The following is a 26,608-nucleotide window of genomic DNA, read 5'->3' on the forward strand; positions in this document are numbered from 1 at the left end:
GTTTTTCATACAGTGCGGCGTTCGACGCCGATGTGGCGCTAGAACGCTTCGTTGGCGGCCAGATAGCGCCATTGGCCCTGCGGCAGTGCGCCGAGCAGCACGCGGCCCATGCGCACACGCTTGAGGCCCACGACCTTGAGGCCGACCAGTTCGCACATGCGACGGATCTGGCGCTTCTTGCCTTCGCGCAGCACGAAACGCAACTGCTCGCCGTTTTGCCAGCTCACCTGCGCGGGCTTGAGCGGCACGTCGTCGAGCGACAGGCCGTGGCGCAGCTGAGCGAGCAACTCGGGCGGGAAGTGCTGGTCGATTTCGGTCTCGATGTCGTTGTAGGTGACGCGCACGAGGTACTCCTTGTCGATGTCCGAGCTCTCGCCGATCAACTGCTTGGCCACGCGACCGTCCTGGGTCAGCACGAGCAGGCCGGTCGAGTCGATGTCGAGGCGGCCGGCCGGCGCGAGCGTGCGCAGATGCTTCGCCGAGAAGCGGATGCCCGAGTGGTCGCCGTCCCAATGATTCTCGCCCGTGATGAGCGTGGCGGCGGGTTCATAGCCGTCCTCGGCCTGGCCCGACACGTAGCCCACCGGTTTGTGCAGCAGGATCGTCACCTGGCGCGCCTGCGCGGCGAGCGCGGCCGGATCGACTTCGATGCGCTGATTCGGCGTGACCTTGGCGCCGAGCGTGTCGACGACTTCGCCGTCCACATAAACCCAGCCTTTTTCGATCCATTCGTCGGCTTCACGGCGCGAGCACAGGCCCAGTTCGGACATGCGCTTGGAAAGGCGCAGGGTGTTGTCGCCATCGACTTCTTCGCGCGGTGTGCGGCGCGGTGCGGTTTCGGCGTCGTCGGTGCGGCGCGGGGGCTTCCCAACCGGGTTGACAGGGCTGGCGGTCTTGCGGCTGCCACCGCCTTCTTCGGTACTGCGGCGAGCGCGCGGCGCAGCGCCGCCGCGGTCATCGCTCCAGGCGGATTTCACCGGGCGCGCGAAACGGCGGTCCGTGCCCTCGTCGCGGGTGCGTGCGGGGCGGCGGTCGTCGCTGTCACTGCGGCGGGCGAAGCGTCCCTCGCTGCCTTCGCCGCGGCTACGCGGCGGGCGGCGATCATCGCCTTCGCTGCGCCGTTCGAAGCGACGCTCGCTGCCTTCCTCGCGGCTGCGTGGCGGGCGGCGGTCATCGCCCTCGGGGCGGCGTGCACCGCCTTCTTCACGGCTACGCGGCGGGCGGTGGTCATCGCCATCGGTACGACGCGTGAAGCGCCGGTCGCCTCCGTCTTCGCGGCCGCGTGCGGGGCGACGGTCATCGCCTTCGGTGCGTCGTTCGAAACGACGTTCGCCACCGTCTTCGCGGCTGCGCGGCGGGCGGCGGTCATCACCCTCGGGGCGGCGTGCGAAGGGGCGCGCACCGCCGTCTTCACGGCTGTGCGGCGGGCGGCGGTCATCGCCTTCGGTACGACGCGTGAAGCGCCGGTCGCCACCATCTTCGCGGCTGCGCGGCGGGCGTCGGTCGTCGCCCTCGGCACGCCGCGCGAAGGGGCGTGCGCCGCCTTCATCGCGGCCACGTGCGGTGCGGCGATCATCGCCCTCGGTGCGTCGTTCGAAGCGACGCTCGCCACCTTCTTCGCGGCTACGCGGCGGACGACGATCATCACCCTCGGCACGGCGCGCGAAGGGGCGTGCGCCACCTTCTTCACGGCTGCGCGGCGGACGTCGGTCATCGCCCTCGGGGCGTCGTGCAAAGGGGCGTGCGCCACCTTCGTCGCGGCTGCGTGGCGGGCGGCGGTCGTCGCCCTCGGCGCGGCGCGCGAAGGGGCGTGCGCCACCTTCTTCACGGCTACGCGGCGGACGTCGGTCATCACCCTCGGGGCGGCGTGCAAAGGGGCGTGCGCCACCTTCGTCGCGGCTGCGTGGCGGGCGGCGGTCGTCGCCCTCGGGGCGGCGCGCGAAGGGGCGTGCACCACCTTCGTCACGGCCGCGTGCAAATCCACGCGCCTCATCGCCGGAGCGACGGGCTGGGCGGCGCTCGTCGCCGAATCCGCCTTCGCGAGCCGGCCGCGCCGGGCGCTCGCCCGGGCGCGTATCGCCAGTGCGAGGCGCGGTGCGTCCGGTTGAGGCGCGCACGGGCTTCCCGGCGGAAGTCTTCGCGGCCGATGTCGGCCGAGCGTCCGTCGCCCGCACCTCCGCCGGCCGCACCGGCTTACGCGCGGTCGTACTGCCGCGGCGGACGGGGGCGCGTTCCGGAGTGGTCGGGCGCGGATGTTTGGCTGTCAGTTTGGCTCGCATGGATCTGGTATTTCGCTTGGGTCATTCACACTGCGATCGCGCGCAGCAATTCGGTTTCGACATGAATCTGCTGGCGGTTGTCGGAGAGCCCCGAGCCGTCGAGCAGAAACACGTCTTCCACGCGTTCGCCGAGCGTATTGATCCGCGCCGCATGGACGCCGACCTGATGCTCCGCGAGCACGCGCGCGATGGAATAGAGAAGGCCCGGCCGGTCGTTCGCCGACACGGACAGGATGTAGTATTGGCCGCGCTCGTCGGCCCGCAGGTCGACGCGCGGCGTCACCGGGAAGGTGCGTGACAGGCGCGAGAGACGGCCCTTCGACGGCTCGGGCAGGGCATTGCCCGTCGCCTTCAGACGCGCCGCGAGTTCCTGCTCGACGAGGTTCGCGATATCGCGGTAGTGCACGTCGCCCTCGGTGTGGGCGACGATGAAGTTATCGAGCGCGTAGCCGTGGCGCGTGGTGCTCACGCGCGCGTCGAGCACGGAAAGACCGCTGCGGTCGAAGTACGCGCACATCGTCGCGAACAGGTCGGGGCGGTCCTGCGCGTAGACGAGCACCTGCAGCGCCTCGCCGATCGGCGACGGGCGCGCACGCACGACCGGCTCCGGCGCCTCGACGTGGCGGTAGAGCACGCGCGTTTGCCAGGCGATATCGGCGGCGTCGTGGCGCAGGAAGTAGCCGACGTCGAGCTTGTCCCAGAGCGCGCGGTGCGCGTGCTCTGGCACGGTCTCGAGACGCAGCAGCGCAAGCGCCAGCTCCTGACGCGTCTTGAGCTCCGAGTGCGCGTCGGGCTTGGCGCCGCCGAGCACGGCGAGCGTCGAGCGGTAGAGGTCTTCGAGCAGCTTGCCTTTCCAGTTGTTCCAGACCTTCGGGCTCGTGCCGCGAATGTCGGCGACCGTCAGCAGGTAGAGCGCCGAAAGACGCCGCTCCGTACCGACGAGCTCCGCGAAGCGCTTCACGACCTCAGGGTCGGTGATGTCCTGCTTCTGGGCGACCTGGCTCATCGTCAGGTGCTGCTGGACGAGCCAGACGACCAGGTCCGCGTCGTCGCCCGTGATGTCGTGCTCGCGGCAAAAGCGCCGCGCGTCGGCCATGCCGAGCTGCGAGTGGTCGCCGCCGCGGCCCTTGGCGATGTCGTGGAACAGCGCCGCGACGTAGAGCACCCACGGACGCTCGAAGTTGGCGATGAGCTGGCTGCAGAACGGATACTCGTGCGCATGCTCGGCCACGGCGAAGCGGCGCATATTGCGCAGCACCATCAGGATGTGCTGATCGACCGTATAGACGTGATAGAGGTCGTGCTGCATCTGCCCGACGATGCGGCGGAAATTCAGCAGATAGCGCCCGAGGACGCTCGTCTGGTTCATGAGGCGCATGGCGTGCGTAATCCCGGCCGGCTGCTTGAGGATCTCCATGAAGAGCCGGCGGTTTTCCGGGTCGCGGCGCCAGTTCTGGTCCATGGTCTCGCGCGCGTTGTAGAGCGCGCGCAGCGTGCGCGCCGACAGGCCCTTCACGCCGGGCACCTGCTCGTAGAGCAGGAACGCCTCGAGGATCGCGTGCGGCTCGCGCTCGAACACGTCGTCGCTGACGATCTCCAGCATCCCCTGCTTCTCGACGAAGTGCTCCGAGAGCGTGCGCGTGATGCCGCTCGTGCTCGGGAAGAGCTGCGCCTCGATGTTCTGGATCAGGATGGTAGAAAGCTGAGTGACCGCCTTCGCGGCCCAGTAGTAGCGGCGCATGAGCTGTTCGCTCGCGCGCCGTGCGCTGCTCGCCTTGTAGCCGAAGCTTTCGGCCACGGCCGTCTGCAGGTCGAACACGAGGATGTCCTGGCGGCGGCCCGCGATCACATGCAGGCGCGCGCGCAGCGCCTTGAGAAATGCCTCGTTGCGGCGCAGTTCGCGCGCCTCGCGCCCGGTGATGAGGCCGCGCTGGTCCAGCTCCTTCCAGCTGCTGCCGAAGGCGGCGGCCTCGGTGATCCAGAGGATCAGCTGCAGGTCGCGCAGGCCGCCGGGGCTTTCCTTGACGTTGGGTTCGAGCGAATAGGGCGTGTCCTGGAAGCGCGCATGGCGCTGGCGCATTTCGAGCACCTTCGCCTGGAAGAATGCGCGCGGGTCCATGGCGTCGCGATAGCGCTGCGCGAAGTCGCCGAACAGCGTCGCGCTACCCGTGATGCGGCGCGCCTCGAGGAGCGACGTGCGCACGGTGACGTCATTGGCGGCTTCTTCGAGGCATTGCGAGACGCTGCGCACGCTGCTGCCGATATCGAGTCCGAGATCCCATGCAAGGCCGATAAAACGCTCGATGCGTTCTTCGAGCGGCGCGAGCGGCTCGTCGTCCGGCAGCAGCACGAGGATGTCGACGTCGGACCAGGGCGCAAGCTCGCCGCGCCCGAAGCCGCCCACCGCCACGAGCGCCAGCGTGGCCGGCAGCTCGCACCGGTCCCAGGCGCTGCGCAAGGTGTCGTCGGTGGTGCGGGCGAGGGCGCGCATCAGCGAGTCGACATTGGTCGCGGTCTTGAAACGCTCGAGCAACTGGGCCTTGGCGGCCTTGTAGTCGGACTTCAGCGACGACGTATCGGGAACGGCGACAGCGGGAACACTCATGGGCTCGGGTCGTGTCTGGCGTGGTTGGGCGGGCGGCTGGTCGTGCGCGCGGCGCGCCTCGCGATGGCGGCTGGCCGCGTTGGTTCGTCGGTTAATGCGTCGGCTGCTTTACGGGCTGCCTCATCGGCTGCGGGCGCCGGGCGGCGTCCGCATTGGGTGCATCGCTCGCGCTGGACGTACTGCCTCGAGGCCGCAGGCCGATGTTCTACGAGCCTATCCATTTTGCGCTGGATCGCGCCACGAAGCGCTTTCCGACACTTTTTCGGACGCTCAGGCCGCGGTGCCCGCCATCTGCGCGACGATGGCAGGCTTGGCGGGCGTACCCGCCGAGACCGTCAGCACTTCGTAGCCGGTTTCCGTCACGAGTACCGTGTGTTCCCACTGTGCCGAGAGGCTGCGGTCCTTCGTCTTGACGGTCCACTGGTCCGGCATGGTGCGAATGTCGCGGCGGCCGGCATTGATCATCGGCTCGACGGTGAAGATCATGCCGGGCACGAGCTCGATGCCGGTGCCGGGGCGGCCGTAGTGCAGGACCTGCGGGTCTTCGTGGAACACCGTGCCGATGCCGTGGCCGCAGTATTCGCGCACCACGCTGTAGCCCTGGCTTTCGGCGTAGCGCTGAATGGCGTGGCCGATGTCGCCCAGATGGCCGCCGGGACGCACCTGGTCGATGCCGAGCCACATGCATTCATAGGTGGTCTGCACGAGGCGCTTCGCGAGGATCGAGCCTTCGCCGACGATGAACATGCGGCTCGTGTCGCCGAAATAGCCTTCCTTGATGACGGTGATGTCGATATTGAGCGCGTCGCCGTTCTTCAGCGCCTTGTCGCCGGGAATACCGTGACAGATCACGTCGTTCACAGAGGTGCAGATTGCCTTCGGGTAGGGCGGATAGCCCGGCGGCTGATAGTTCAGCGGCGCGGGCACCGTGCCCTGCACGTTGGTCATGTACTCGTGGCAAAGGCGGTCGAGCTCACCCGTCGTCACACCCGCGGTGACAAACGGCGTGATGTAGTCGAGCACCTCGCTCGCCAGCCGGCAGGCGACGCGCATTTGCGCGATGTCTTGTTCGTTCTTGATCGAAATGGCCATGGTATGCGCCCGGAAATGCAGTCGAATATCGAATTATCGCACCTAATGCCAGGGGTCGCTGACTTTTGAGAAGGCGGGGCGCCATCAATGGCAATGCGGCGCGCGCCGCATTGCCATTGATGGCGCCGTATTCCGCGGGTAATAGCTGTCTTGAGTAAGGGGCAGTTTGCGTGCTATACTCTTCGGCTAAGTCGCTTCCCATATCTTTCGGATTCGCGTTCGGAGTTCGTGGAAGTGGCTGAATCCGCCGTTGCCGCGGAGCGCTTTGCCAAAAACGCATTTTGGCGGGTGCGCGAAGAACATTCGGAAGCATCTTCTTCAGGCAGCACACTCGCAAGCCGGCGCACCCAGGGTGTCGGGCGCGTCGATCTCCGGAAATGGGAGGGCGCACCGATACGGCAGCCGGCTTCAGACCCAAACCCTAGCGGAGAATTTCTCATGGCAGTTACCATGCGCCAAATGCTGGAAGCCGGTGTCCACTTCGGTCACCAAACGCGCTTCTGGAACCCGAAGATGGCCCCCTTCATCTTCGGTCATCGCAACAAGATTCACATCATCAACCTCGAAAAGACGCTGCCGATGTACAACGACGCGCTGAAGTACGTGCGTCAACTGGCAGCGAACCGCGGCACGATCCTGTTCGTCGGCACGAAGCGTCAATCGCGCGACACGATCGCCGAAGAGGCACAACGCGCTGGTATGCCGTTCGTGAACGCACGCTGGCTCGGCGGCATGCTGACCAACTTCAAGACGCTGAAGGTTTCGATCAAGCGCCTGAAGGACATGGAAGCAGCCGTGGAAGCGGGCGAGCTCGAGAAGATGAGCAAGAAGGAAGCGCTCCTGTTCGAACGCGAAATCGCCAAGCTGCAGAAGTCGATCGGCGGCGTGAAGGACATGGGCGGCATTCCGGACGCGATCTTCGTGGTCGACGTCGGCTACCACAAGATTGCCGTGACGGAAGCGAACAAGCTGGGCATCCCCGTGATCGCCGTGGTCGATACGAACCACTCGCCGGAAGGCATCGATTACGTGATCCCGGGCAACGACGACGCGAGCAAGGCCGTTGCGCTCTACACGCAAGGCGTGGCTGACGCGATCCTCGAAGGCCGTGCGAACGCGGTCAACGACGTGGTTGTCGCTGCGCGCGGCAACGACGGCGACGACGAGTTCGTCGAGGTCAACCCGGAGGCGTAAGCTGCCCCGTGTCCGGCAAGAAAAGGGGGCTTTCCATAGGCCCCTTTTTTTTAAGCCGCGACTTTCGTCGCCGCGTCATATGAGCGGCACCGTAGCCCTGTAGAAGCAGCTGTAAAAAAGCGTTTCACCGCAGGCGGAAACGGAAACGAATTTCTGCCGGCCGCGTCGAAAGGCGGGCGGCGTGTACCAGACAGACTCAAGGAGCGAATGATGGCGGCAATTACCGCAAGCATGGTGGCAGAACTGCGCGCGAAGACCGACGCGCCGATGATGGAATGCAAGAAGGCGCTGACGGAAGCCGACGGCGACCTCGCGCGTGCCGAAGAACTGCTGCGCGTGAAGCTCGGCAACAAGGCCAGCAAGGCCGCTTCGCGCGTCACGGCTGAAGGCGTGATCTCGTCGTTCATCGGCGGCGGCGCTGGCGCGATCGTCGAACTGAACTGCGAAACCGACTTCGTTTCGAAGAACGATGACTTCATCGGCTTCTCGAAGAAGATCGCCGAACTCGTCGCCACGCAAAACCCGGCTGACGTCGCCGCTCTGTCGGCGCTGGCGCTGGACGGCTCGACGGTCGACGCAGTGCGCCTCGCACTGGTCGGCAAGATCGGCGAAAACCTCTCGATCCGCCGTTTCGCGCGTTTCGAAACCGCCAACCAGCTGGCTGCGTACCTGCACGGCACGCGCATCGGCGTGCTGGTCGAGTACACGGGTGCCGACGAGCAAGTGGGCAAGGACGTCGCGATGCACATCGCCGCGATGAAGCCGGTCTCGCTGTCGTCGGACGATGTGCCTGCCGACCTGATCGCCAAGGAGCGCAGCATCGCCGAGCAGAAGGCTGCGGAATCGGGCAAGCCGGCTGAGATCGTCGCGAAGATGGTCGAAGGTTCGGTCCAGAAGTACCTGAAGGAAGTCTCGCTGCTGAACCAGCCGTTCGTTAAGAACGACAAGCAGACGATCGAGCAGATGCTCAAGGCTGCTGGCACGACGGTGCAGAAGTTCGCCCTCTTCGTGGTCGGCGAAGGCATCGAGAAGCGCCAGGACGACTTCGCTGCCGAAGTGGCCGCCCAAGTCGCTGCTGCAAAGCAGCAATAAAGATCGGTCAGCCCGTCTCGCCGCGCCCAGCGCGGCAGGCGGCGACTGCAGTTGTTGCAGCACCGCAGTTTGTTCAGTGGTAAGCCGTGGCGGAGCAATCCGCCGTGGCGGGCAGCGTAGCGGCGACGCGCATGGTAGTCCCCCGCCGTGCGCGGCGTCGGAAATCTTCGCTATTTCTGGCGGCGCTTGCCCGAAGCCGTATTTCACCCCTACAGTTTCAAGTTATTGCCCTTTGCGCGCGATCCTGGATACCTCCATGCCCACACCCGCCTATAAACGCGTCCTGCTCAAACTTTCCGGCGAAGCCCTGATGGGCGATGATGCCTTCGGCATCAATCGCGCCACGATCGAACGTATGGTGGCAGACGTGGCCGAGGTGGTGCGTCTGGGCACCCAGCTCGCAGTCGTGATCGGCGGCGGCAACATTTTCCGCGGTGTCGCGGGCGGCGCAGCCGGTATGGACCGCGCCACGGCCGACTATATGGGCATGCTGGCCACGATGATGAACGCGCTCGCGCTGCAGGACGCCATGCGTCACGCGGGCATCGAGGCGCGCGTGCAGTCGGCGCTGCGCATGGACCAGGTCGTCGAGCCGTACATCCGCCCCCGCGCGATTCGCCAGCTCGAAGAAGGCAAGGTCGTGATCTTCGCCGCCGGCACGGGTAACCCGTTCTTCACCACCGACACGGCTGCTGCGCTGCGTGGCTCGGAAGTCGGCGCCGAAGTCGTGCTGAAGGCCACCAAGGTCGACGGCGTCTATTCGGCCGACCCGAAGAAGGACCCGACCGCCACGCGCTACTCGACGATCAGCTTCGATGAGGCAATTGGCCGCAATCTGCAGGTGATGGACGCCACCGCGTTCGCGCTGTGCCGCGACCAGAAGCTGCCGATCCGGGTTTTTTCCATCGTCAAGCCGGGTGCGCTCAAGCGCATCGTTCTGGGCGAAGACGAAGGTACGCTCGTCCACGTGTAAACTCTCGTTTCACGAGAGGTTCGAACACGGGCCGCGCCGCCCATCAGCGCGCCGGCGGGCCCGTTCCGTTATGAAGGTTCGGAGGTATCAAAATGGCTGTGGCTGACATCAAGAAGGGCGCCGAGCAGAAAATGCAGCGCTCGATCGAAGCGTTCAAGAGCGATCTGGCGAAAATCCGCACGGGCCGCGCCCATACCGGTTTGCTCGACCACATCCAGGTCGACTACTACGGCTCGCCCGTGCCCATCTCGCAGGTCGCGAACCTCACGCTCGTCGACGCGCGCACGATCGGCGTGCAGGCGTGGGAAAAGAAGATGGTGCCGGTCATCGAAAAGGCGATCCGCGAGTCGGATCTCGGCCTGAACCCGGCCACGCACGGCGACCTGATCCGCGTGCCGATGCCCGCGCTGACCGAAGAACGCCGCAAGGAGCTCACGAAGGTCGTCAAGAACGAAGGTGAAACGGCGAAGGTCGCCGTGCGCAACCTGCGTCGCGATGCCAACGAGCAGCTCAAGAAGCTCGTGAAGGACAAGGAAATTTCCGAAGACGACGAGCGCCGCGGCGGCGACGAAGTCCAGAAGCTGACCGACCGCTTCGTGACCGAGATCGAAAAGCTCGTCCAGACGAAGGAAGCCGAGATCATGACGGTCTGAGGCCTCAGGCCTCCAGATTCGCCAGATTCCAGGCGGTTTCCCTTTCTTATCGCAGTTACAGTCCGACGGCCATGACCTATACCAGCTCAACCGTTCGCGTGCCCGACGTGGCGGCCGTGCCGCGCCACATCGCGATCATCATGGACGGCAATGGCCGTTGGGCAACCCAGCGGCGCCTGCCGCGCGTCGCGGGCCACACGCGCGGCGTCGACGCCGTGCGCTCGGTCGTCGAATCGTGCGTGCAGCGCGGCGTCGAATACGTGACGCTCTTCGCGTTCAGCTCCGAGAACTGGCGCCGCCCGACCGACGAAGTGTCGTTCCTCATGCGCCTCTTCGTCACTGCGCTCGAGCGCGAGGTGGCGCGCCTGCACGCGAACGGCATCCGCCTGCGCGTGGTCGGCGACCTGTCGATGTTCAATGAGCGCATCCAGGACCTGATTCGCCGCGCGGAAACCAAAACCGCGCGCAACACCCGTCTCACCCTCACGATCGCCGCGAACTACGGCGGCCGCTGGGATATCCTGCAGGCCACGCGCAAGCTGGTCGAGGAAGCCGCGGCCACGGGCCAGCCGGTTCCCGTCACCGAAGACACGCTGTCCCAGCATCTGGCCATGGCCTACGCGCCCGAACCGGATCTCTTCATTCGCACGGGCGGCGAGCAGCGGGTGAGCAACTTCCTGCTCTGGCAACTCGCCTACGCGGAGTTCTATTTCACCGATACGTTCTGGCCGGATTTCGACGCCGAAGCGCTCAGCCGCGCCATTGCCTCGTATGCGGAGCGCGAACGCCGCTTCGGCCGCACGAGCGCGCAGGTCGTCGCCCAGAACGCCGATTCGCTTTCATGCTGAAGACCCGCGTCATTACGGCGCTCGTCCTGCTGGCAGTCTTCCTGCCGATCACGCTGTTCGCGCCTGTGGCGGCGTTCGGCGCGCTGATCGGCGTCGTGGTCGTCTTCGCCGCATGGGAGTGGGCGCGTCTGCTGAAGGCGGGCGCGACCGGCTCGATCGTCTACGCCGTGATCGCGGCGGCCGCCGTGGCGCTCAGTACGCGCCTGCCGGCGCCCCGGCCGCTCTTTCAGGCGGCGGGCGTGTTCTGGATCATTGCCGGCCCTTACGTGCTGCTGCGCAAGCCGGTGCTCGCCGCCGGCGCCTGGCGCGCCTTCCTGCTGGCCGCCGGGCTCGTCGTTTTCGCGGCCTGCTGGCACGCCCTGGTGGCCGCGCGCACGGCCGGCGTGGCGTTTGTTCTGTCCCTGTTGCTCGTGGTCTGGCTGGCCGATATCGGCGCATACTTTGCAGGTAAGGCATTCGGAAGGCATAAGCTTGCGCCTGCGATCAGCCCCGGCAAGACCTGGGAGGGCGCCGTGGGCGGCTGGGCGGCCGTGATGGTGGTGTCCGGAGCGGCAATCGCGCTGCACGCGTTCGAACCCACGCTGTATTCCGCGCTCGCCGCCCAGATCGGGCTCGGCCGTGCGCTTTTCGTACTTACCGTGCTGGTCGCGTTCAGCGTGATCGGCGATCTGTTCGAGTCGATGATGAAGCGCCAGGCCGGCGTGAAGGATTCGAGCGGGCTTCTGCCGGGCCACGGCGGAGTCCTCGACCGCATCGACGCACTGCTGCCCGTGCTGCCGCTCGCCATGCTGCTGCTCGGCTAAAGGCGTCTGGCCGGGACGCCAGGTTAGAGATTTGAATATGCAAAAACGACTCACACTGCTCGGTTCCACGGGCTCGATTGGAGACAGCACGCTCGACGTCGTCGCGCGTCATCCGCAACGCTTCTCCGTCTATGCGCTCACTGCGCATCGCAACGGCGAGAAGCTCGTCGAACAATGCCTGCGCTTCGCCCCCGAAGTGGCCGTGGTCGGCGACGCCGACACCGCCGCACAGGTCGAGCGCAAGCTGCGCGCGGCCGGCTCGAAGACCGTCGTGACCTACGGGCCGCAGGCGCTCGTCGAAGTCTCGAAGAGCGACGGCTGCGACACCGTGGTCGCGGCCATCGTCGGTGCGGCGGGTCTCGCGCCCACGCTCGCAGCGGCGAAGGCCGGCAAGCAGATCCTGCTCGCCAACAAGGAAGCGCTCGTGATGTCGGGCGACATCTTCATCGATGCCGTGTGCGACAGCGGCGCCGTTCTGCTGCCGCTCGACAGCGAGCACAACGCCGTGTTCCAGTGCTTCCCGCGCGAAAACGCCGAGCGCGACGGCGTCACGAAGATCATCCTGACCGCCTCCGGCGGCCCGTTCCGCACCCGCGAGCCCTCGACGCTCGTGAACGTGACGCCCGACGAGGCCTGCAAGCACCCGAACTGGTCGATGGGCCGCAAGATCTCCGTCGATTCGGCCACGATGATGAACAAGGGCCTCGAAGTGATCGAGGCGCACTACCTGTTCGACTTGCCGGGCGAGCGCATCGACGTGCTGATTCACCCGCAGAGCGTGATCCACTCGATGGTTTCGTACGCCGATGGTTCGGTGCTCGCGCAACTAGGCAACCCCGACATGCGCACGCCGATCGCGCACGCGCTGGCGTATCCGGACCGTGTCGATTCCGGCGTCGCGCAGCTGGATCTCGCGCAAATCGCGACGCTCACGTTCGAAAAACCCGACTACGCGCGCTTCCCGTGTCTCGCACTCGCGATGCAGGCATTGGCCGCCGGCGGCGTGGCGAGCGCGGCACTGAACGCCGCGAACGAAGTGGCAGTGGAGGCATTTTTGAACCGGCGCATCGGCTTCATGGCCATCGCCCAGACGGTGGATGCCGTACTGAACGCGCTCGAGAACCGCAATGCGTCGAGTCTCGAAGTCGTGCTCGAAGCCGACGCGGCGGCTCGCCGCGCGGCTCACACCATCATCGACAGCCTGCCGGTGCCGGCCTGACAGGTCAGCGAGGGGCTTGCGGAAGGGCCCTGGCGGCCCCTCTGGCACGCGAGCCTGACCTCGGGGCCGCTCCCGCACCGGTGCGCTGCTTCCAGCCCAGGAGGCGCTCATGAACCTGCTTACCGAACTGGTCGCATTCGTCGTGGCGATCGGCGTTCTGGTCGTCGTGCACGAATACGGGCACTACAGCGTCGCGCGTCTGTGCGGCGTGAAGGTCCTGCGTTTCTCGATCGGCTTTGGCCGGCCGCTCGTCCAGTGGGTCAGCAAAAAGAGCGGCACCGAGTGGACCATCGCAGCGCTGCCGCTCGGCGGCTACGTGAAGATGCTCGACGAGCGCGAATCGGCCGATCAGATTCCCGCAAGCGATTTGCCACATGCATTCAACCGCCAGTCGGTTGGCAAGCGCATTGCGATCGTCGCGGCGGGGCCGATCGCCAATTTCGTGCTGGCCATTGCGCTCTTTTCCGTGGTCTACGCGAGCGGGGTGACCGAGCAGAAGGCGATTGTCGCGGCGCCGCCCGCGCAAACGGCAGCGGCGCGTGCCGGCTTCCAGGGCGGCGAAACGATTCTTTCGGTGAGCGATGCAAACGGCAGCCGCACCGAGCCCGTGCGATCGTGGTCGGACCTGCGCTGGAAACTGCTCGCCACGGCGTTCGACCAGGGCCATGTCGTCCTTGCCGCGCGCGATGGCGAGGGCACCTACGATTTTCCGCTCGATCTCTCGCAACTGACCGGCAAGGATCTCGACGACGACTTCATGGCGAAGCTCGGCCTCGAGGCGGGCAGTAACACGCTCAAGGTGGCGGCGGTGGAGGCGGGTAGTGCGGCGCAACATGCCGGGCTGCAGGCGGGCGATCAGCTGCGCGCCGTCGATGGCCGGCCCGTGGACAGCGCAAGCACTTTCATCGCCTGGGTGAAGGCGCGTGCGGGCAAGCCCGTGCGGCTCACGGTCGCGCGCGGCGACGCTTCCCAGCACGCGCAGCAGACGCTCATGCTCACGGTCACTCCCGCCCTGCAGCGCGACGCGCAGACCGGTGAGGAAGTGGGCCGAATCGGCGCGGCGCTCTCGGCGCAGGCGCCTTCCGTGGACGTGCGTTACGGGCCGCTCGAGAGCGTGCGGCTCGGTGCGTATCGCACGTGGGACATTGCCGTGTATTCGCTGAGGATGTTCGGCCGCATGATCACGGGCGAAGCCTCGCTGAAGAATCTGTCGGGCCCGGTGACGATTGCCGACTATGCCGGCAAGAGCGCGAGACTCGGTCCCTCGGCGTTCCTGTCGTTCCTCGCACTCGTGAGCATCAGCCTCGGCGTATTGAATCTGCTCCCAATTCCGGTATTGGACGGGGGGCATCTGTTATATTATGCGGTTGAAGCCGTAACGGGCAAAGCCGTCTCGGACCGCTGGCAGCTCGTACTGCAGCGCGCGGGACTTGCCTGCATCGTCGCACTGTCGGCGATCGCGTTGTTCAACGATCTGGCTCGGTTAATCCATTTTTAAAGATGTCTGGCGGCGTCCGTGGGCGGGCCGCCTGACCTGATGCAGCTATACATAATTGGGGAAGCACGTTGTTTAGACCTCATCGCTTGGTTCCAAAAACGGTTGCGGCCGCGGCGATCGCCGCACATGGACTCGTTGCCCACGCAGCAACGACGCCTTTCGTGGTTCAGGACATCCGCATCGAAGGGCTGCAACGCGTCGAGCCGGGCACGGTGTTCGCCTACCTGCCGATCAAGCAGGGCGACACGTTCACCGACGACAAGGCGTCCGAGGCCATCCGCGCACTGTATGCGACGGGCTTCTTCAACGACGTGAAGATCGCCACCGAAGGCGGCGTAGTGGTGGTGCAGGTGCAGGAGCGCCCGGCCATCGGCACGATCGACTTCGCGGGCATCAAGGAATTCGACAAGGACAACCTCACGAAGGCGCTGCGCGCCGTGGGTCTCTCGCAAGGCCGCTACTACGACAAGGCACTCGTCGACAAGGCCGAGCAGGAGCTCAAGCGCCAGTACCTCACGCGCGGCTTCTACGCCGCCGAGGTCACGACCACGGTCACACCGATCGACCGCAATCGCGTCGGTCTGCTGTTTTCGGTGGTCGAAGGTCCGAGCGCGAAGATCCGCCAGATCAACTTCATCGGCAACAAGACGTACAGCAGCGGCACGCTTCTCTCGGAGATGCAGCTGTCCACGCCGAACTGGTTCTCGTGGTACACGAAGAACGACCTGTACTCGAAGGAAAAGCTTACGGGCGACCTCGAGAACGTGCGCTCGTACTACCTGAACCACGGCTACCTCGAGTTCAACATCGACTCGACGCAGGTCTCGATCTCGCCCGACAAGAAGGACATGTACCTCACCATCGGCATTCACGAAGGTGAGCCGTACAAGGTGTCGGGCATCCAGCTGTCGGGCAATCTGCTCGACCGTGAGGCCGAGCTCAAGAAGCTCATCAAGATCAAGCCGGGCGACACCTTCTCGGCTGAGAAGCTGCAGGCCACGACCAAGGCCATCGTCGACAAGCTCGGCGAATACGGTTACGCGTTCGCGACCGTCAATGCGCTGCCGCAGATCGATCAGGCGAACCACACGGTCAACCTCACGCTGCAGGTCGATCCGAGCCGCCGCGTGTACGTGCGCCGCATCAACGTGGTGGGCAACACGCGCACACGCGACGAAGTCGTGCGCCGCGAAATGCGCCAGCTCGAAAGCTCGTGGTTCGATTCGAACCGCCTCGCGCTCTCGAAGGACCGTATCAACCGTCTAGGCTACTTCACCGACGTCGACGTGACCACGGTGCCCGTGGAAGGCACGGCCGACCAGGTGGACGTGAACGTGAAGGTCGCTGAAAAGCCGACCGGCGCGATCACGCTGGGTGCGGGCTTCTCGTCCACGGACAAGGTGGTGCTCTCGGCGGGCGTGTCGCAGGACAACGTATTCGGTTCGGGCACCTCGCTCTCGCTGAACGTGAACACCGCGAAGACGTACCGCACGCTGGCCCTCACGCAGGTGGACCCGTACTTCACGGTGGACGGCATCAAGCGCATTACCGACGTCTACTACCGCACGTACCAGCCGCTGTACTACTCGACCGATTCGAGCTTCCGCATCATCACGATGGGTGGCGACCTCAAGTTCGGCATCCCGTTCTCGGAAGTCGACACGGTCTACTTCGGCGCCGGCTTCGAGCAGGACACGCTCGACATCGACTCGAACACGCCGCAGAGCTATATCGACTACGTGAACCAGTTTGGCCGCGTGTCGAACAACGTGCCGCTCACGGTGGGCTGGTCGCGCGACGCGCGTGACAGCGCGCTCGTGCCGAGCAAGGGCTACTTCACGCAGGCGAACGCCGAATACGGCACGCCGGTCGGCGGTACGCAGTACTACAAGGCCGATATTCAGGCGCAGTACTACTACTCGTTCGCGCGAGGCTTCGTGCTGGGCCTGAACTTCCAGGGCGGCTACGGTAACGGCCTCAGCGGCAAGCCGTACCCGATCTTCAAGAACTACTACGCCGGTGGTATCGGTTCGGTGCGTGGCTACGAGCCGAGCTCGCTGGGTCCGCGCGACAAGACGACGAACGACCCGATCGGCGGCTCGAAGATGCTGGTCGGCAACATCGAGCTGACCTTCCCGCTGCCGGGTACGGGCTATGACCGCACGCTGCGCGTCTTCACGTTCGTCGATGGTGGTAACGTCTGGGGCACGGAAGGCAACAGCATTGGCGCCAACGGCCTGCGTTACAGCTACGGTTTCGGTCTCGCGTGGATTTCGCCGATCGGCCCGCTGAAGTTGAGCCTGGGCTTCCCGGTGACCAAGCACACGGGCGACCAGTACCAGAAGTTCCAGTTCCAGATCGGGACGGCGTTCTGACGTATGTTTTGCCCGGCGATGGTTGCGCGCGCAGCGCACAGCGCCGGAATCCAGGAAACGAGAGGATGACTTTGCTAACGGGTATGTTTTCCAGACGGACGATCGGGGCGATGACCGTGTCGCTGGCGCTCCTCGGTTTTGGCATGGGCGTGGCGCAGGCGCAGGAAGCCAGGATCGCGGCGGTGAACTCCGATCGCATCCTGCGTGAATCCGCTCCCGCGAAGGCCGCGCAGACCAAGCTCGAAGCCGAGTTCGCCAAGCGCGACAAGGATCTGCAGGACATGGCGCAGCGCCTGAAATCGATGTCGGATTCGCTCGACAAGAACGGCCCGTCGATGGCGCCGACCGATCGCGCGTCGAAGCAGCGCGACCTGTCCGCGCTCGACAGCGACTTCCAGCGCAAGCAGCGCGAATTCCGCGAAGACCTGAACCAGCGCCGCAATGAGGAACTGGCTGCGGTGCTCGATCGCGCGAACAAGGTGATCAAGCAGATCGCCGAGCAGCAGCATTACGACCTGATCGTGCAGGAAGCGGTGTACGTGAGCCCGCGCATCGACATCACCGACCAGGTGCTGAAGGCGCTCGCAGCGAATAGCGCGGGCGGTAGCAGCAGCAACTAAGGCAACGAAAAGCAACTAAGGCAGGAGCAGCACGCGCATGGCATTTACGCTTGAGGACATCGTCGGGCGGTTCGGCGGCGAGGTGGTGGGCGATGCGACGCAACGCGTCAGTTCGCTGGCGCCGCTCGACCAGGCTGGTCCGCAACAGCTCGCGTTCCTCGCCAATCCGAAGTATCTCGCGCAGGTCGAGACGACCCGGGCGGGCGCGGTGCTCATCAGCCCCGGCGACCTCGAGAAGCTCGCATCGCGCGAAGGACGCAACTTCATCGTCACACCGAATCCGTATGCTTACTTCGCGCGTGTCGCGCAGGCGTATATCGACCTCGCCGCGCCGAAGGCGCAGCCGGGCATCCACGCCAGCGCCCACGTCGACGCGAAGGCCCAGGTTGCCGCGAGCGCGGTGATTGGCCCGAACGTCACGGTCGAAGCGGGCGCCGTGATCGGGGAAAACGTACGGCTCGACGCGAACGTCTTCATCGGCCGCGGCACCCAGGTCGACGAGGGCTCGCACCTGTATCCGGGCGTGACCGTCTACCACAGCTGCAAGCTTGGCCCGCGCGCCATCGTGCATGCCGGCGCCGTGATCGGTTCGGACGGCTTTGGTTTCGCCCCCGATTTCACGGGCGAGGGCGCCGCGCGCACGGGTAGCTGGGTCAAGATTCCGCAGGTGGGCGGCGTGGCCATCGGGCCGGACGTCGAGATCGGCGCGAACACCACGATCGACCGTGGCGCGATGGCCGATACGATCATCGAAGAATGCGTGAAGATCGATAACCTCGTGCAGATCGGCCACAACTGCCGGATCGGCGCGTACACGGTCATCGCGGGCTGCGCCGGCATTGCGGGCAGCACGACGATCGGGCGTCATTGCATGATTGGCGGCGCGGTGGGCATCGCGGGGCACGTCACGTTGGGCGACTACGTGATCGTCACGGCGAAGTCGGGTGTCTCGAAGTCGTTGCCGAAGGCTGGCATCTACACGAGCGCTTTCCCGGCGGTCGATCATGCCGACTGGAACAAGAGCGCCGCGCTGTTGCGTAACATCGACAAGCTGCGCGACCGTATCAAGGCGCTCGAGGCGGCGGTAGCCCAGAAGCCGCAGGGCGAATAAGAAAGCAGTATCGAGGTAGCGGGCGGCGTGTCGCGGGAGCGGCGCGCCGCTTTGCGTCGCGGACGGCCAAAGCTGCTCGCCTGGGGGTTCCCCGCAGGGGGCCCTCCGCCCGGGGCAATACGCATGCACGGGAGCCCGGGCGTGGCGCATACTTCGCGTCAGCGCGGGCGTGTTTGGTCCGGCGCCTCGAATATCGAAATCGAAAGTCACACGCGCAATTCCTGCGTGAGCAGAACCACCATGAACATCGAAAAACTCAACTTCGACATCCACAAGATTCTCACGCTGCTGCCGCACCGCTATCCGTTCCTGATGGTGGACCGGGTCATCGAGCTCGAGCCGCACAAGAGCATCAAGGCGTTGAAGAACGTGACGGTCAACGAGCCCTTTTTCACGGGACACTTCCCGCAGCGTCCGGTCATGCCCGGCGTGATGATTCTCGAGGCGCTGGCGCAAACCGCCGCGCTGCTCACGTTCTCGGAGGAAGAGCAGGACTTCGAGAATACGCTGTACTACTTCGTGGGCATCGACGGCGCGCGCTTCAAGCGCGTGGTCGAGCCGGGCGACCAGCTCATCCTCAACGTGACGTTCGAGCGCTACATGCGCGGCATCTGGAAGTTCAAGGCGGTGGCCGAAGTGGAAGGCTCCGTGGCCTGCGAGGCGGAACTCATGTGCACCGTCAAGAAAATGGACGCGGCGCAATAAGCAGCGCCGCCGCATGCCGCAGCGCGCCTTGACCTCGAGGCGCCGGCGCACGGAAACAGAATCGGAGAGCGAGGACGAATGAGCAGGATCCATCCCACTGCGGTCGTCGAGTCGGGCGCGCAGATCGACGAATCGGTCGAAATCGGACCGTTCGCGGTCATCGGTGCGAACGTCACCATCGGTGCACGCACGAAGGTCGGTTCGCATAGCGTGCTGGAAGGCCACACGACGATTGGCGAAGACAACACGATCGGCCACTACGCGTCGATCGGCGGCCGTCCGCAGGACATGAAGTACAAGGGCGAGCCCACCAAGCTCGTAATCGGCAGCCGCAACACCATCCGCGAGTTCACGACGCTGCATACGGGCACGGTGCAGGACACCGGCGTCACGATCATCGGCGACGACAACTGGATCATGGCCTACGTTCACGTCGGCCACGACTGCCGTCTGGGCAACAACGTCATCATGTCGAGCAACGCGCAGCTCGCGGGCCACGTGTTCGTCGAAGACCACGCGATCGTCGGCGGCATGACCGGCGTGCACCAGTTCGTGCGCATCGGCGCGCATTCGATGGTCGGCGGCGCCTCGGCGCTCGTGCAGGACGTGCCGCCGTTCGTGATCGCCGCCGGCAACAAGGCGGTGCCGCACGGCATCAACGTCGAAGGTCTGCGCCGTCGCGGCTTTTCGGCTGACGCGATTTCCGCGCTGCGCTCGGCGTATCGCACGCTCTACAAGAACGGGCTCTCGCTCGAAGAGGCGAAGGTGCAGCTCGCCGACCTCGCGCAGGCGGGCGGCGACGGCGACGTGCACGTGAAGGCGCTGCTCGACTTCGTCGAGCAGTCGCAACGCGGCATCATTCGCTGATCGATGGCGCTGCAAACGCGTCCGCTGCGCCTGGCAATGGTCGCCGGCGAGCCGTCCGGCGACCTGCTTGCGTCGTCGCTGCTTGCAGGTCTCAAAGCCCGCTTGCCCGACACTACGCAGTACTACGGAATCGGCGGTCCGCGCATGATGGCCGCCGGCTTCGATGCGCACTGGCCGATGGAAAAACTTTCGGTGCGCGGCTACGTCGAGGCGCTGCGGCACATTCCCGAAATTCTGCGCATCCGCAACGAGCTCAAGCATCAGCTGCTGGCCGAGCCGCCTGACGCCTTCATCGGCGTGGACGCGCCTGACTTCAACTTCGGCCTCGAGCACGCGCTGCGCGACGCGGGTATTCCGACCATCCACTTCGTCTGCCCGTCGATCTGGGCGTGGCGCGGCGGTCGCATCAAGAAGATCCAGAAGGCTGTGGATCACATGCTCTGCGTGTTTCCGTTCGAAACGGCGCTCCTCGAGAAGGCCGGGGTGGCGGCATCGTACGTGGGCCATCCGCTCGCCGACGAGATTCCGCTCGAACCGGACATGCCCGGTGCGCGCCGCACGCTGGGCCTGCCGGAAAGCGGCCCGGTGATCGCGGTGCTGCCGGGCAGCCGCCGCTCGGAAATCAACCTGATCGGGCCGACCTTCTTCGACGCGATGCAGATCATGCAGCGGCGCGAGCCGACGCTGCGTTTCGTGATGCCGGCGGCAACGCCGGCCATCCACGCGCAGCTGCAGGAACTCGCGAACGCGCATCAGGGTCTCGCGCTCACGATCATCGACGGCCAGTCGCAACTCGCCATGACGGCCGCCGACGCAATCCTCGTGAAGAGCGGCACGGTCACGCTCGAAGCGGCGCTGCTCAAGAAGCCGATGGTCATCTCCTATAAGGTGCCCTGGCTCACGGGGCAGATCATGCGCCGTCAGGCTTACCTGCCGTACGTGGGTCTGCCGAACATTCTCGCGGGGCGCTTCGTCGTGCCGGAAATCCTGCAGCACTTCGCGACGCCGGAGGCGCTTGCCGACGCGACGCTCACGCAGTTGCAGGACGAGGCAAACCGGCGCACGCTGACCGAGGTGTTCACGCAGATGCATCTGACCCTGCGCCAGAACACAGCGGAGCGCGCGGCCGAGGTGGTCGCGAGCATCGTCGAAGGCCGAAAGGGGCGGGCATGAGCGAGGGCACGATCAAGCGCACGGCCAGGCGCACGACAGCGCCGGCGGAGAAAAAACCGCCGTCGCAGGCGGCGCTCAAGCTCGCCGCGCGTCGCAAGGCGGCGCGCCAGGCCGGACTGCTGTTCGAATCGCCGGACGACGTGATCTGCGGCGTGGACGAGGCCGGCCGCGGGCCGCTCGCCGGGCCCGTGGTTGCCGCGGCCGTGATTCTCGATCCGGCCCGGCCGATTCGCGGGCTCAACGATTCGAAGGTGCTGACGGCACAGGCGCGGGAAACGCTCTACGAGCGCATCGTCGAACGCTCGCTCGCGTGGTGCGTCGCATCGGCGAGCGTCGAGGAAATCGACACGCTCAACATCCTGCACGCGACGATGCTGGCGATGCGGCGCGCGGTCGAGGGCTTGAGCCTCGTGCCGACGCTCGCGAAGATCGACGGCAATCGCTGCCCGGTGATGCCGGTGCGCAGCGAGGCAGTGATCGGCGGCGACGCGCTCGTGCCGAGCATTTCGGCGGCGTCGATCGTAGCCAAGGTTACGCGCGACCGCATGCTGATCGATCTGCACCAACGCCATCCGTATTACGGTTTCGACGCCCATGTGGGCTACGGCACGCCGCAGCACCTCGAAGCGTTGCGCGTACATGGTCCGTGCGAGCATCACCGGCGCTCGTTCGCGCCCGTGCGCGACGCCTACGTGCTGCACGGCATCGTCCTGCCCGACGCTTCGACCGTGGTCAGCGACGCCGCCGGCCTCGAAGAAGACGACGCCTTCGCGCCGCTGCCTTGAGCCGCCGCTGACGGCGTCTCGCGCGAGCCGGCGCCGTCTCGCACGGTGCCGGCGCAGCCGTTTTTCTATCTCCCGATTCTCATTTGACACGCCTGAGCCGCCCGTGAAAGCCATTACCTCGCGCGACAATCCGCTCTACAAGCGTCTGAAGGCGCTCGCCGGCTCGACGCATCAACAGCGGCGCAGCCATCAGGCCTTGCTCGAAGGCTTCCATCTCGCGAGCGCGTGGCTCGACGGCGGCACACAGCCCGAGTACTGCGTCGTGACCGAAGGCGCGCTCGCGCACGAAGAAGCGCAGGCGATCGTTGCCCGCGTCGACGAGCGCCGCGTCATCACACTGCCCGATGCGCTCTTCGGGCAGCTCTCGAACGTCGTGCACGGCGTAGGGCTGCTACTGCTCGTCGATATGCCTGAAGCGCCGTTGCCCGAACGCGTTGCATCGACCTGCCTCGTGCTCGACGGATTGCAGGACGCCGGCAACGTCGGCTCGATCCTGCGCAGCGCGGCGGCCGCCGGCATCGACACGGTGTTCTGCACGCCGGGTACGGCCTATGTGTGGTCGTCGAAGGTGCTGCGCTCGGCAATGGGCGCGCATTTCCTCTTACAGGTGTTCGAGAACGTGGAGGCCGAAGCGCTCGTCGAGATGCTCGGCGTGCCGGTCGTCATCACCGATTCGCATGGCGCGCAGGCGATCGACGAAGCCGATCTCACGGGCCAGCTCGCGTGGGTGTTCGGCAACGAAGGAGCGGGCGTCTCGCAGGTTTGGCGCGACGCGGCCGCGCTGCGCGTGACGATTCCGCAGCCGGGCGGCATGGAGTCGCTCAACGTCGCGGCGGCGGCGGCGGTGTGCGTGTTCGAGCAATGCCGGCAGCAGCGTCACGCACGTTGACACTCGCGCCGGAGAGCAATAAAAAAGCCCGCTCAGATGCGGGCCTTTTCGTTTCTGGCCGGGCGTTTCAATACGACGGCTTGTCGATGCGGATTTCCTGCAGGATCGTGGTGGCGATTTCCTCGATCGACTTGTGCGTCGACGAGAGCCACTTGATGCCTTCGCGCCGCATCATCGCCTCGGCTTCGTTGACCTCGTAGCGGCAATTTTCCAGCGCGGCGTACTTGCTGCCCGGGCGCCGCTCGTTGCGGATCTCGGTCAGGCGCTGCGGATCGATCGAGAGGCCGAAAATCTTCGTTCGATGCGAAAGCAGCGCATTCGGCAGCTTGCCGCGCTCGAAATCGTCGGGGATGAGCGGGTAGTTCGCGGCCTTCACACCGTACTGCATCGCGAGATACAGGCTCGTCGGCGTCTTGCCGCTGCGCGACACGCCCACGAGGATGACGTCGGCGTCGGCGAGATTGCGGTCGGACTGCCCGTCGTCGTGCGCGAGGGAGAAGTTGATCGCCTCGATACGGTTCTTGTATTCGTCGGTGTCGGCGTTCTGGTGGCCGCGGCCCATGGCGTGGCTCGACTTGAGCTCCAGCTCCTGCTCGAGCGGTTCCACGAAGGTCTGGAACATGTCCATCACGAGCGCATTCGCGCGCTTGACGATCTCGTTCGAGTTGCTGTCCACGAGCGTCGTGAACACGATCGGACGGCGGCCTTCCTGCACGGCGGCTTCGTTGATCTTCTCGGCGGTCGAGTAGGCCTTTTCGGACGAATCGACGAAGGGCACGCGCACGAGGCGGAATTTCTGGTCGAACTGCGACAGGATCGAATGCGCGAAAGTTTCGGCAGTGATCCCGGTACCGTCGGAGACGATGAATACGGTAGGCGGCATCGGTTGAGGCTGGGTACGTGAGCTGCAGGGCCGCTCGGGACAGGCTTGGGCGCCCGGAAAGCCCCGTCCGGCGGGACCGAGGGGCAATTCTCGCCGACTGGCACAAATTCGAGAGTCGGCACGGTAGAATAGCGGCAACCTGTTGGATAAGCAATTGCAGTGCAACCGCGCCAAACCGCCGCCTATCGCGGTGCATTCTGGTGTCAATTTGCAGCGATTCCGTCTAACTTTATGTAATCGCCCGCATCTTCGTGCTTTTCCATTGAATGGAAATTCGCTCGGCTCTTGAGCGATTGCTTCTCCAACAGGTTGCGCAAGACGTGAATCCGCCCCCAATGGGCGGACCGCGTTCGAGCCCACTTGCGCAATCGTGAATTTTTTTCACACTTAGGGGCTTGTATGACTAACACCGTTGCCAAGGATCAGGCGTATGTAGTGCCTTTCGAGCAGTTGCGGATGACCGATGTCGAGATCGTGGGCGGCAAGAACGCCTCGCTCGGCGAAATGATCAGCCAGTTGGCTGAGGCAGGCGTGCGAGTGCCCACGGGTTTCGCGACGACGGCGCTCGCCTTCCGCGACTTCCTGAAACATAACAACCTGACCGAACGGATCGCGGCTCGTCTGGAGACGTTCGACGTCGACGACGTGAAGGCGCTGGCCGAAGCTGGCAAGGAGATCCGTCAGTGGATCATCGACGCGCCGCTGCAGCCGAAACTCGAAGCGGACATCCGCGCCGGTTTCGAGACGCTGCAAAACGGTTCGCCGTCCGAGCTCTCGTTCGCCGTACGTTCGTCGGCAACGGCGGAAGACCTGCCCGACGCATCGTTTGCCGGTCAGCAGGAAAGCTACCTCAACGTGGTCGGCATCGAAGACGTGCTCGATCGCCTCAAGCACGTGTTCGCGTCGCTCTACAACGACCGCGCCATTTCCTATCGCGTCCACAAGGGCTTCACCCACGCCGAAGTCGCGCTGTCGGCTGGCGTGCAGCGCATGGTCCGCTCGGACCGCGGCGCCGCAGGCGTGATGTTCACGCTGGACACGGAATCGGGCTTCAAGGACGCGGTCTTCATCACGTCGAGCTACGGCCTCGGTGAAACGGTCGTGCAGGGCGCCGTGAATCCGGACGAGTTCTACGTCTTCAAGACCACGCTCGCGCAGGGCAAGGCTCCGATCATCCGCCGCTCGATCGGCTCGAAGCTCATCAAGATGGAATTCACGCAGCCGGGCGAGCCGGGTCGCGTGAAGACGGTCGACGTCTCGCACGAACAGCGCAACCGCTTCTCGATCACCGACGAAGACGTGATCGAGCTGGCGAAGTACGCCGTCATCATCGAGAAGCACTACCAGCGTCCGATGGACATCGAGTGGGGCAAGGACGGCCTCGACGGCAAGATCTTCATTCTCCAGGCGCGTCCGGAGACCGTGAAGAGCCAGGCCGCCGGCAAGGTCGAGCAGCGCTTCAAGCTCAAGGGCCAGTCGCAGGTGCTCGCAACGGGCCGCGCGATCGGCCAGAAGATCGGCGCGGGCCGCGTGAAGGTGATTCACGACCCGTCCGAAATGGAACGCGTGCAGCCGGGCGACGTGCTCGTCGCCGACATGACCGACCCGAACTGGGAGCCAGTGATGAAGCGCGCTTCGGCGATCGTCACGAACCGTGGCGGCCGTACCTGCCACGCGGCGATCATCGCGCGCGAGCTGGGCGTGCCGGCCGTGGTGGGCTGCGGCGACGCGACCGACGTGCTGAAGGACGGCGCGCTCGTGACGGTTTCGTGCGCGGAAGGCGACGAAGGCCGCATCTACGACGGTTTGCTGGAAACCGAAGTCAGCGAAGTCCAGCGTGGCGATCTGCCGGCCATTCCGGTCAAGATCATGATGAACGTCGGCAACCCGCAGCTCGCGTTCGACTTCTCGCAGCTGCCGAACGCGGGTGTTGGCCTCGCGCGTCTCGAGTTCATCATCAACAACAACATCGGCGTGCACCCGAAGGCGATTCTCGAGTACCCGAATGTCGACGCGGACCTGAAGAAGGCCGTGGAAAGCGTGGCACGCGGCCACGCCTCGCCGCGCGCGTTCTACGTCGACAAGCTCACGGAAGGCATCGCCACGATCGCGGCGGCGTTCTATCCGAAGCCCGTGATCGTGCGTCTGTCGGACTTCAAGTCGAACGAGTACAAGAAGCTGATCGGCGGTTCGCGCTACGAGCCGGACGAAGAAAACCCGATGCTGGGTTTCCGCGGCGCGTCGCGTTACATCGCCGAGGACTTCGCGCAGGCGTTCGAAATGGAGTGCCTGGCGCTCAAGCGCGTGCGTGAAGAAATGGGTCTCGCGAACGTCGAGATCATGGTGCCGTTCGTGCGCACGCTCAAGCAGGCGGAGCGCGTGGTCGGTCTGCTCGAGAAGTTCGGCCTCAAGCGCGGCGTGAACGACCTCAAGCTGATCATGATGTGCGAAGTGCCGTCGAACGCGATTCTCGCCGAAGAGTTCCTGCAGTACTTCGACGGCTTCTCGATCGGCTCGAACGACCTTACGCAGCTCACGCTCGGCCTCGACCGGGACTCGGGCATGGAACTGCTGGCCGTCGACTTCGACGAGCGCGATCCGGCCGTGAAGTTCATGCTCAAGCGTGCGATCGAAACCTGCCGCCGTCTGAACAAGTACGTCGGCATCTGCGGTCAGGGCCCGTCCGACCATCCGGACTTCGCCCAGTGGCTCGCGGAAGAGGGCATCGCTTCGATCTCGCTGAACCCGGACTCGGTTGTCGAGACGTGGCAGCAGCTGGCGAAGTCGCAGTCGAAGTAAGTAAGCGCGGTGCCGAGGGCGTCACTCCTCGGCACATACGGAGCTTGATGCAGCTTCCCCTGCGTCACTGCACGCTGCGGAAAAAAGTGTCAGCTTCGTGCTATAACACCCCGGTCTATCCGGGGTGTTTTACTTTGGGAGGTCG

General features: G+C 65.3%; 22 protein-coding genes. 18 read left to right on the forward strand and 4 right to left on the reverse strand.

What is annotated here, in order from left to right:
- Positions 1-38: 38 nt before the first annotated feature.
- On the reverse strand, positions 39-977 hold the full coding sequence (locus tag AB4Y36_RS11300) for a pseudouridine synthase (protein ID WP_368683000.1): 939 nt from the start codon (positions 975-977) through the stop codon (positions 39-41).
- Positions 978-1,223: 246 nt separating this feature from the next.
- Here AB4Y36_RS11300 and AB4Y36_RS11305 point away from each other — a divergent pair, with 246 nt between their 5' ends.
- Positions 1,224-2,108, forward strand: coding sequence for a hypothetical protein (locus AB4Y36_RS11305; protein WP_368683001.1), 885 nt, complete (start codon positions 1,224-1,226; stop codon positions 2,106-2,108).
- 196 nt (positions 2,109-2,304) lie between these two features.
- On the opposite strand, the gene AB4Y36_RS11310 is transcribed toward AB4Y36_RS11305, so the two are convergent.
- Both AB4Y36_RS11310 and map read right to left on the reverse strand, forming a co-directional pair.
- Positions 2,305-4,884, reverse strand: coding sequence for a [protein-PII] uridylyltransferase (locus AB4Y36_RS11310; protein ID WP_368617640.1), 2,580 nt, complete (start codon positions 4,882-4,884; stop codon positions 2,305-2,307).
- A gap of 270 nt (positions 4,885-5,154) precedes the next feature.
- Complete coding sequence (gene map / locus AB4Y36_RS11315) at positions 5,155-5,976, reverse strand: type I methionyl aminopeptidase (RefSeq protein ID WP_069265615.1); 822 nt, start codon at positions 5,974-5,976, stop codon at positions 5,155-5,157.
- A 438-nt stretch (positions 5,977-6,414) separates the two neighbouring features.
- On the opposite strand from map, the gene rpsB reads away from it, so the two are divergent.
- From rpsB to AB4Y36_RS11395, 16 genes are all read left to right on the forward strand, one after another.
- Positions 6,415-7,170, forward strand: a complete 756-nt coding sequence (gene rpsB / locus AB4Y36_RS11320; RefSeq protein WP_069265616.1) for a 30S ribosomal protein S2 — start codon at positions 6,415-6,417, stop codon at positions 7,168-7,170.
- A gap of 210 nt (positions 7,171-7,380) precedes the next feature.
- Positions 7,381-8,262 carry a translation elongation factor Ts gene (tsf, locus tag AB4Y36_RS11325; protein WP_069265617.1) on the forward strand — a complete coding sequence of 294 codons (882 nt, stop codon included), beginning with the start codon at positions 7,381-7,383 and terminating at the stop codon, positions 8,260-8,262.
- 256 nt (positions 8,263-8,518) lie between these two features.
- Positions 8,519-9,235: a UMP kinase gene (pyrH, locus tag AB4Y36_RS11330; protein ID WP_028204061.1), complete on the forward strand. Its 717-nt coding sequence runs from the start codon at positions 8,519-8,521 to the stop codon at positions 9,233-9,235.
- Positions 9,236-9,327: 92 nt separating this feature from the next.
- Positions 9,328-9,888 (forward strand): ribosome recycling factor, encoded by a 561-nt coding sequence (gene frr / locus AB4Y36_RS11335; protein ID WP_069265618.1) that lies wholly within the window; start codon positions 9,328-9,330, stop codon positions 9,886-9,888.
- A gap of 71 nt (positions 9,889-9,959) precedes the next feature.
- Positions 9,960-10,736 carry an isoprenyl transferase gene (locus AB4Y36_RS11340; protein ID WP_069265619.1) on the forward strand — a complete coding sequence of 259 codons (777 nt, stop codon included), beginning with the start codon at positions 9,960-9,962 and terminating at the stop codon, positions 10,734-10,736.
- The gene (locus AB4Y36_RS11345; RefSeq protein ID WP_069265620.1) at positions 10,730-11,539 is read left to right on the forward strand and encodes a phosphatidate cytidylyltransferase; all 810 of its coding nucleotides are present in this window, start codon (positions 10,730-10,732) and stop codon (positions 11,537-11,539) included. The genes AB4Y36_RS11340 and AB4Y36_RS11345 overlap by 7 nt, the downstream gene beginning before the upstream one ends.
- Positions 11,540-11,576: 37 nt before the next feature.
- Complete coding sequence (locus AB4Y36_RS11350; RefSeq protein ID WP_042265799.1) at positions 11,577-12,758, forward strand: 1-deoxy-D-xylulose-5-phosphate reductoisomerase; 1,182 nt, start codon at positions 11,577-11,579, stop codon at positions 12,756-12,758.
- A gap of 109 nt (positions 12,759-12,867) precedes the next feature.
- A complete protein-coding gene (rseP, locus tag AB4Y36_RS11355; RefSeq protein WP_368683002.1) occupies positions 12,868-14,256 on the forward strand; it encodes an RIP metalloprotease RseP in 1,389 nt (462 codons plus the stop codon).
- 68 nt (positions 14,257-14,324) lie between these two features.
- A complete protein-coding gene (gene bamA, locus AB4Y36_RS11360) occupies positions 14,325-16,631 on the forward strand; it encodes an outer membrane protein assembly factor BamA (RefSeq protein WP_342945832.1) in 2,307 nt (768 codons plus the stop codon).
- 71 nt (positions 16,632-16,702) lie between these two features.
- On the forward strand, positions 16,703-17,251 hold the full coding sequence (locus AB4Y36_RS11365; protein ID WP_141710716.1) for an OmpH family outer membrane protein: 549 nt from the start codon (positions 16,703-16,705) through the stop codon (positions 17,249-17,251).
- 37 nt (positions 17,252-17,288) lie between these two features.
- Positions 17,289-18,362, forward strand: coding sequence for a UDP-3-O-(3-hydroxymyristoyl)glucosamine N-acyltransferase (lpxD, locus tag AB4Y36_RS11370; protein ID WP_069265624.1), 1,074 nt, complete (start codon positions 17,289-17,291; stop codon positions 18,360-18,362).
- Between the two features lie 240 nt (positions 18,363-18,602).
- Positions 18,603-19,067 (forward strand): 3-hydroxyacyl-ACP dehydratase FabZ, encoded by a 465-nt coding sequence (gene fabZ, locus AB4Y36_RS11375; protein ID WP_028204052.1) that lies wholly within the window; start codon positions 18,603-18,605, stop codon positions 19,065-19,067.
- A gap of 78 nt (positions 19,068-19,145) precedes the next feature.
- Positions 19,146-19,934 carry an acyl-ACP--UDP-N-acetylglucosamine O-acyltransferase gene (gene lpxA, locus AB4Y36_RS11380; protein WP_342921362.1) on the forward strand — a complete coding sequence of 263 codons (789 nt, stop codon included), beginning with the start codon at positions 19,146-19,148 and terminating at the stop codon, positions 19,932-19,934.
- A gap of 3 nt (positions 19,935-19,937) precedes the next feature.
- A complete protein-coding gene (gene lpxB, locus AB4Y36_RS11385; protein WP_069265626.1) occupies positions 19,938-21,107 on the forward strand; it encodes a lipid-A-disaccharide synthase in 1,170 nt (389 codons plus the stop codon).
- A complete protein-coding gene (rnhB, locus tag AB4Y36_RS11390; RefSeq protein WP_368605421.1) occupies positions 21,104-21,892 on the forward strand; it encodes a ribonuclease HII in 789 nt (262 codons plus the stop codon). The genes lpxB and rnhB overlap by 4 nt, the downstream gene beginning before the upstream one ends.
- 103 nt (positions 21,893-21,995) lie before the next feature.
- Positions 21,996-22,781, forward strand: coding sequence for a TrmH family RNA methyltransferase (locus AB4Y36_RS11395; protein WP_368683003.1), 786 nt, complete (start codon positions 21,996-21,998; stop codon positions 22,779-22,781).
- A gap of 67 nt (positions 22,782-22,848) precedes the next feature.
- Here the strand turns inward: AB4Y36_RS11395 and AB4Y36_RS11400 are convergent, their stop codons facing one another.
- Complete coding sequence (locus AB4Y36_RS11400) at positions 22,849-23,664, reverse strand: pyruvate, water dikinase regulatory protein (protein ID WP_028204047.1); 816 nt, start codon at positions 23,662-23,664, stop codon at positions 22,849-22,851.
- Between the two features lie 399 nt (positions 23,665-24,063).
- On the opposite strand from AB4Y36_RS11400, the gene ppsA reads away from it, so the two are divergent.
- Entirely contained in the window at positions 24,064-26,463 is a 2,400-nt protein-coding gene (ppsA, locus tag AB4Y36_RS11405; protein WP_069265628.1) for a phosphoenolpyruvate synthase, read from the forward strand.
- Positions 26,464-26,608 lie beyond the last annotated feature (145 nt).

The organism is Paraburkholderia sp. BR10936, assembly GCF_040965735.1.
Classification (GTDB): Bacteria; Pseudomonadota; Gammaproteobacteria; order Burkholderiales; family Burkholderiaceae; genus Paraburkholderia; species Paraburkholderia nodosa_A.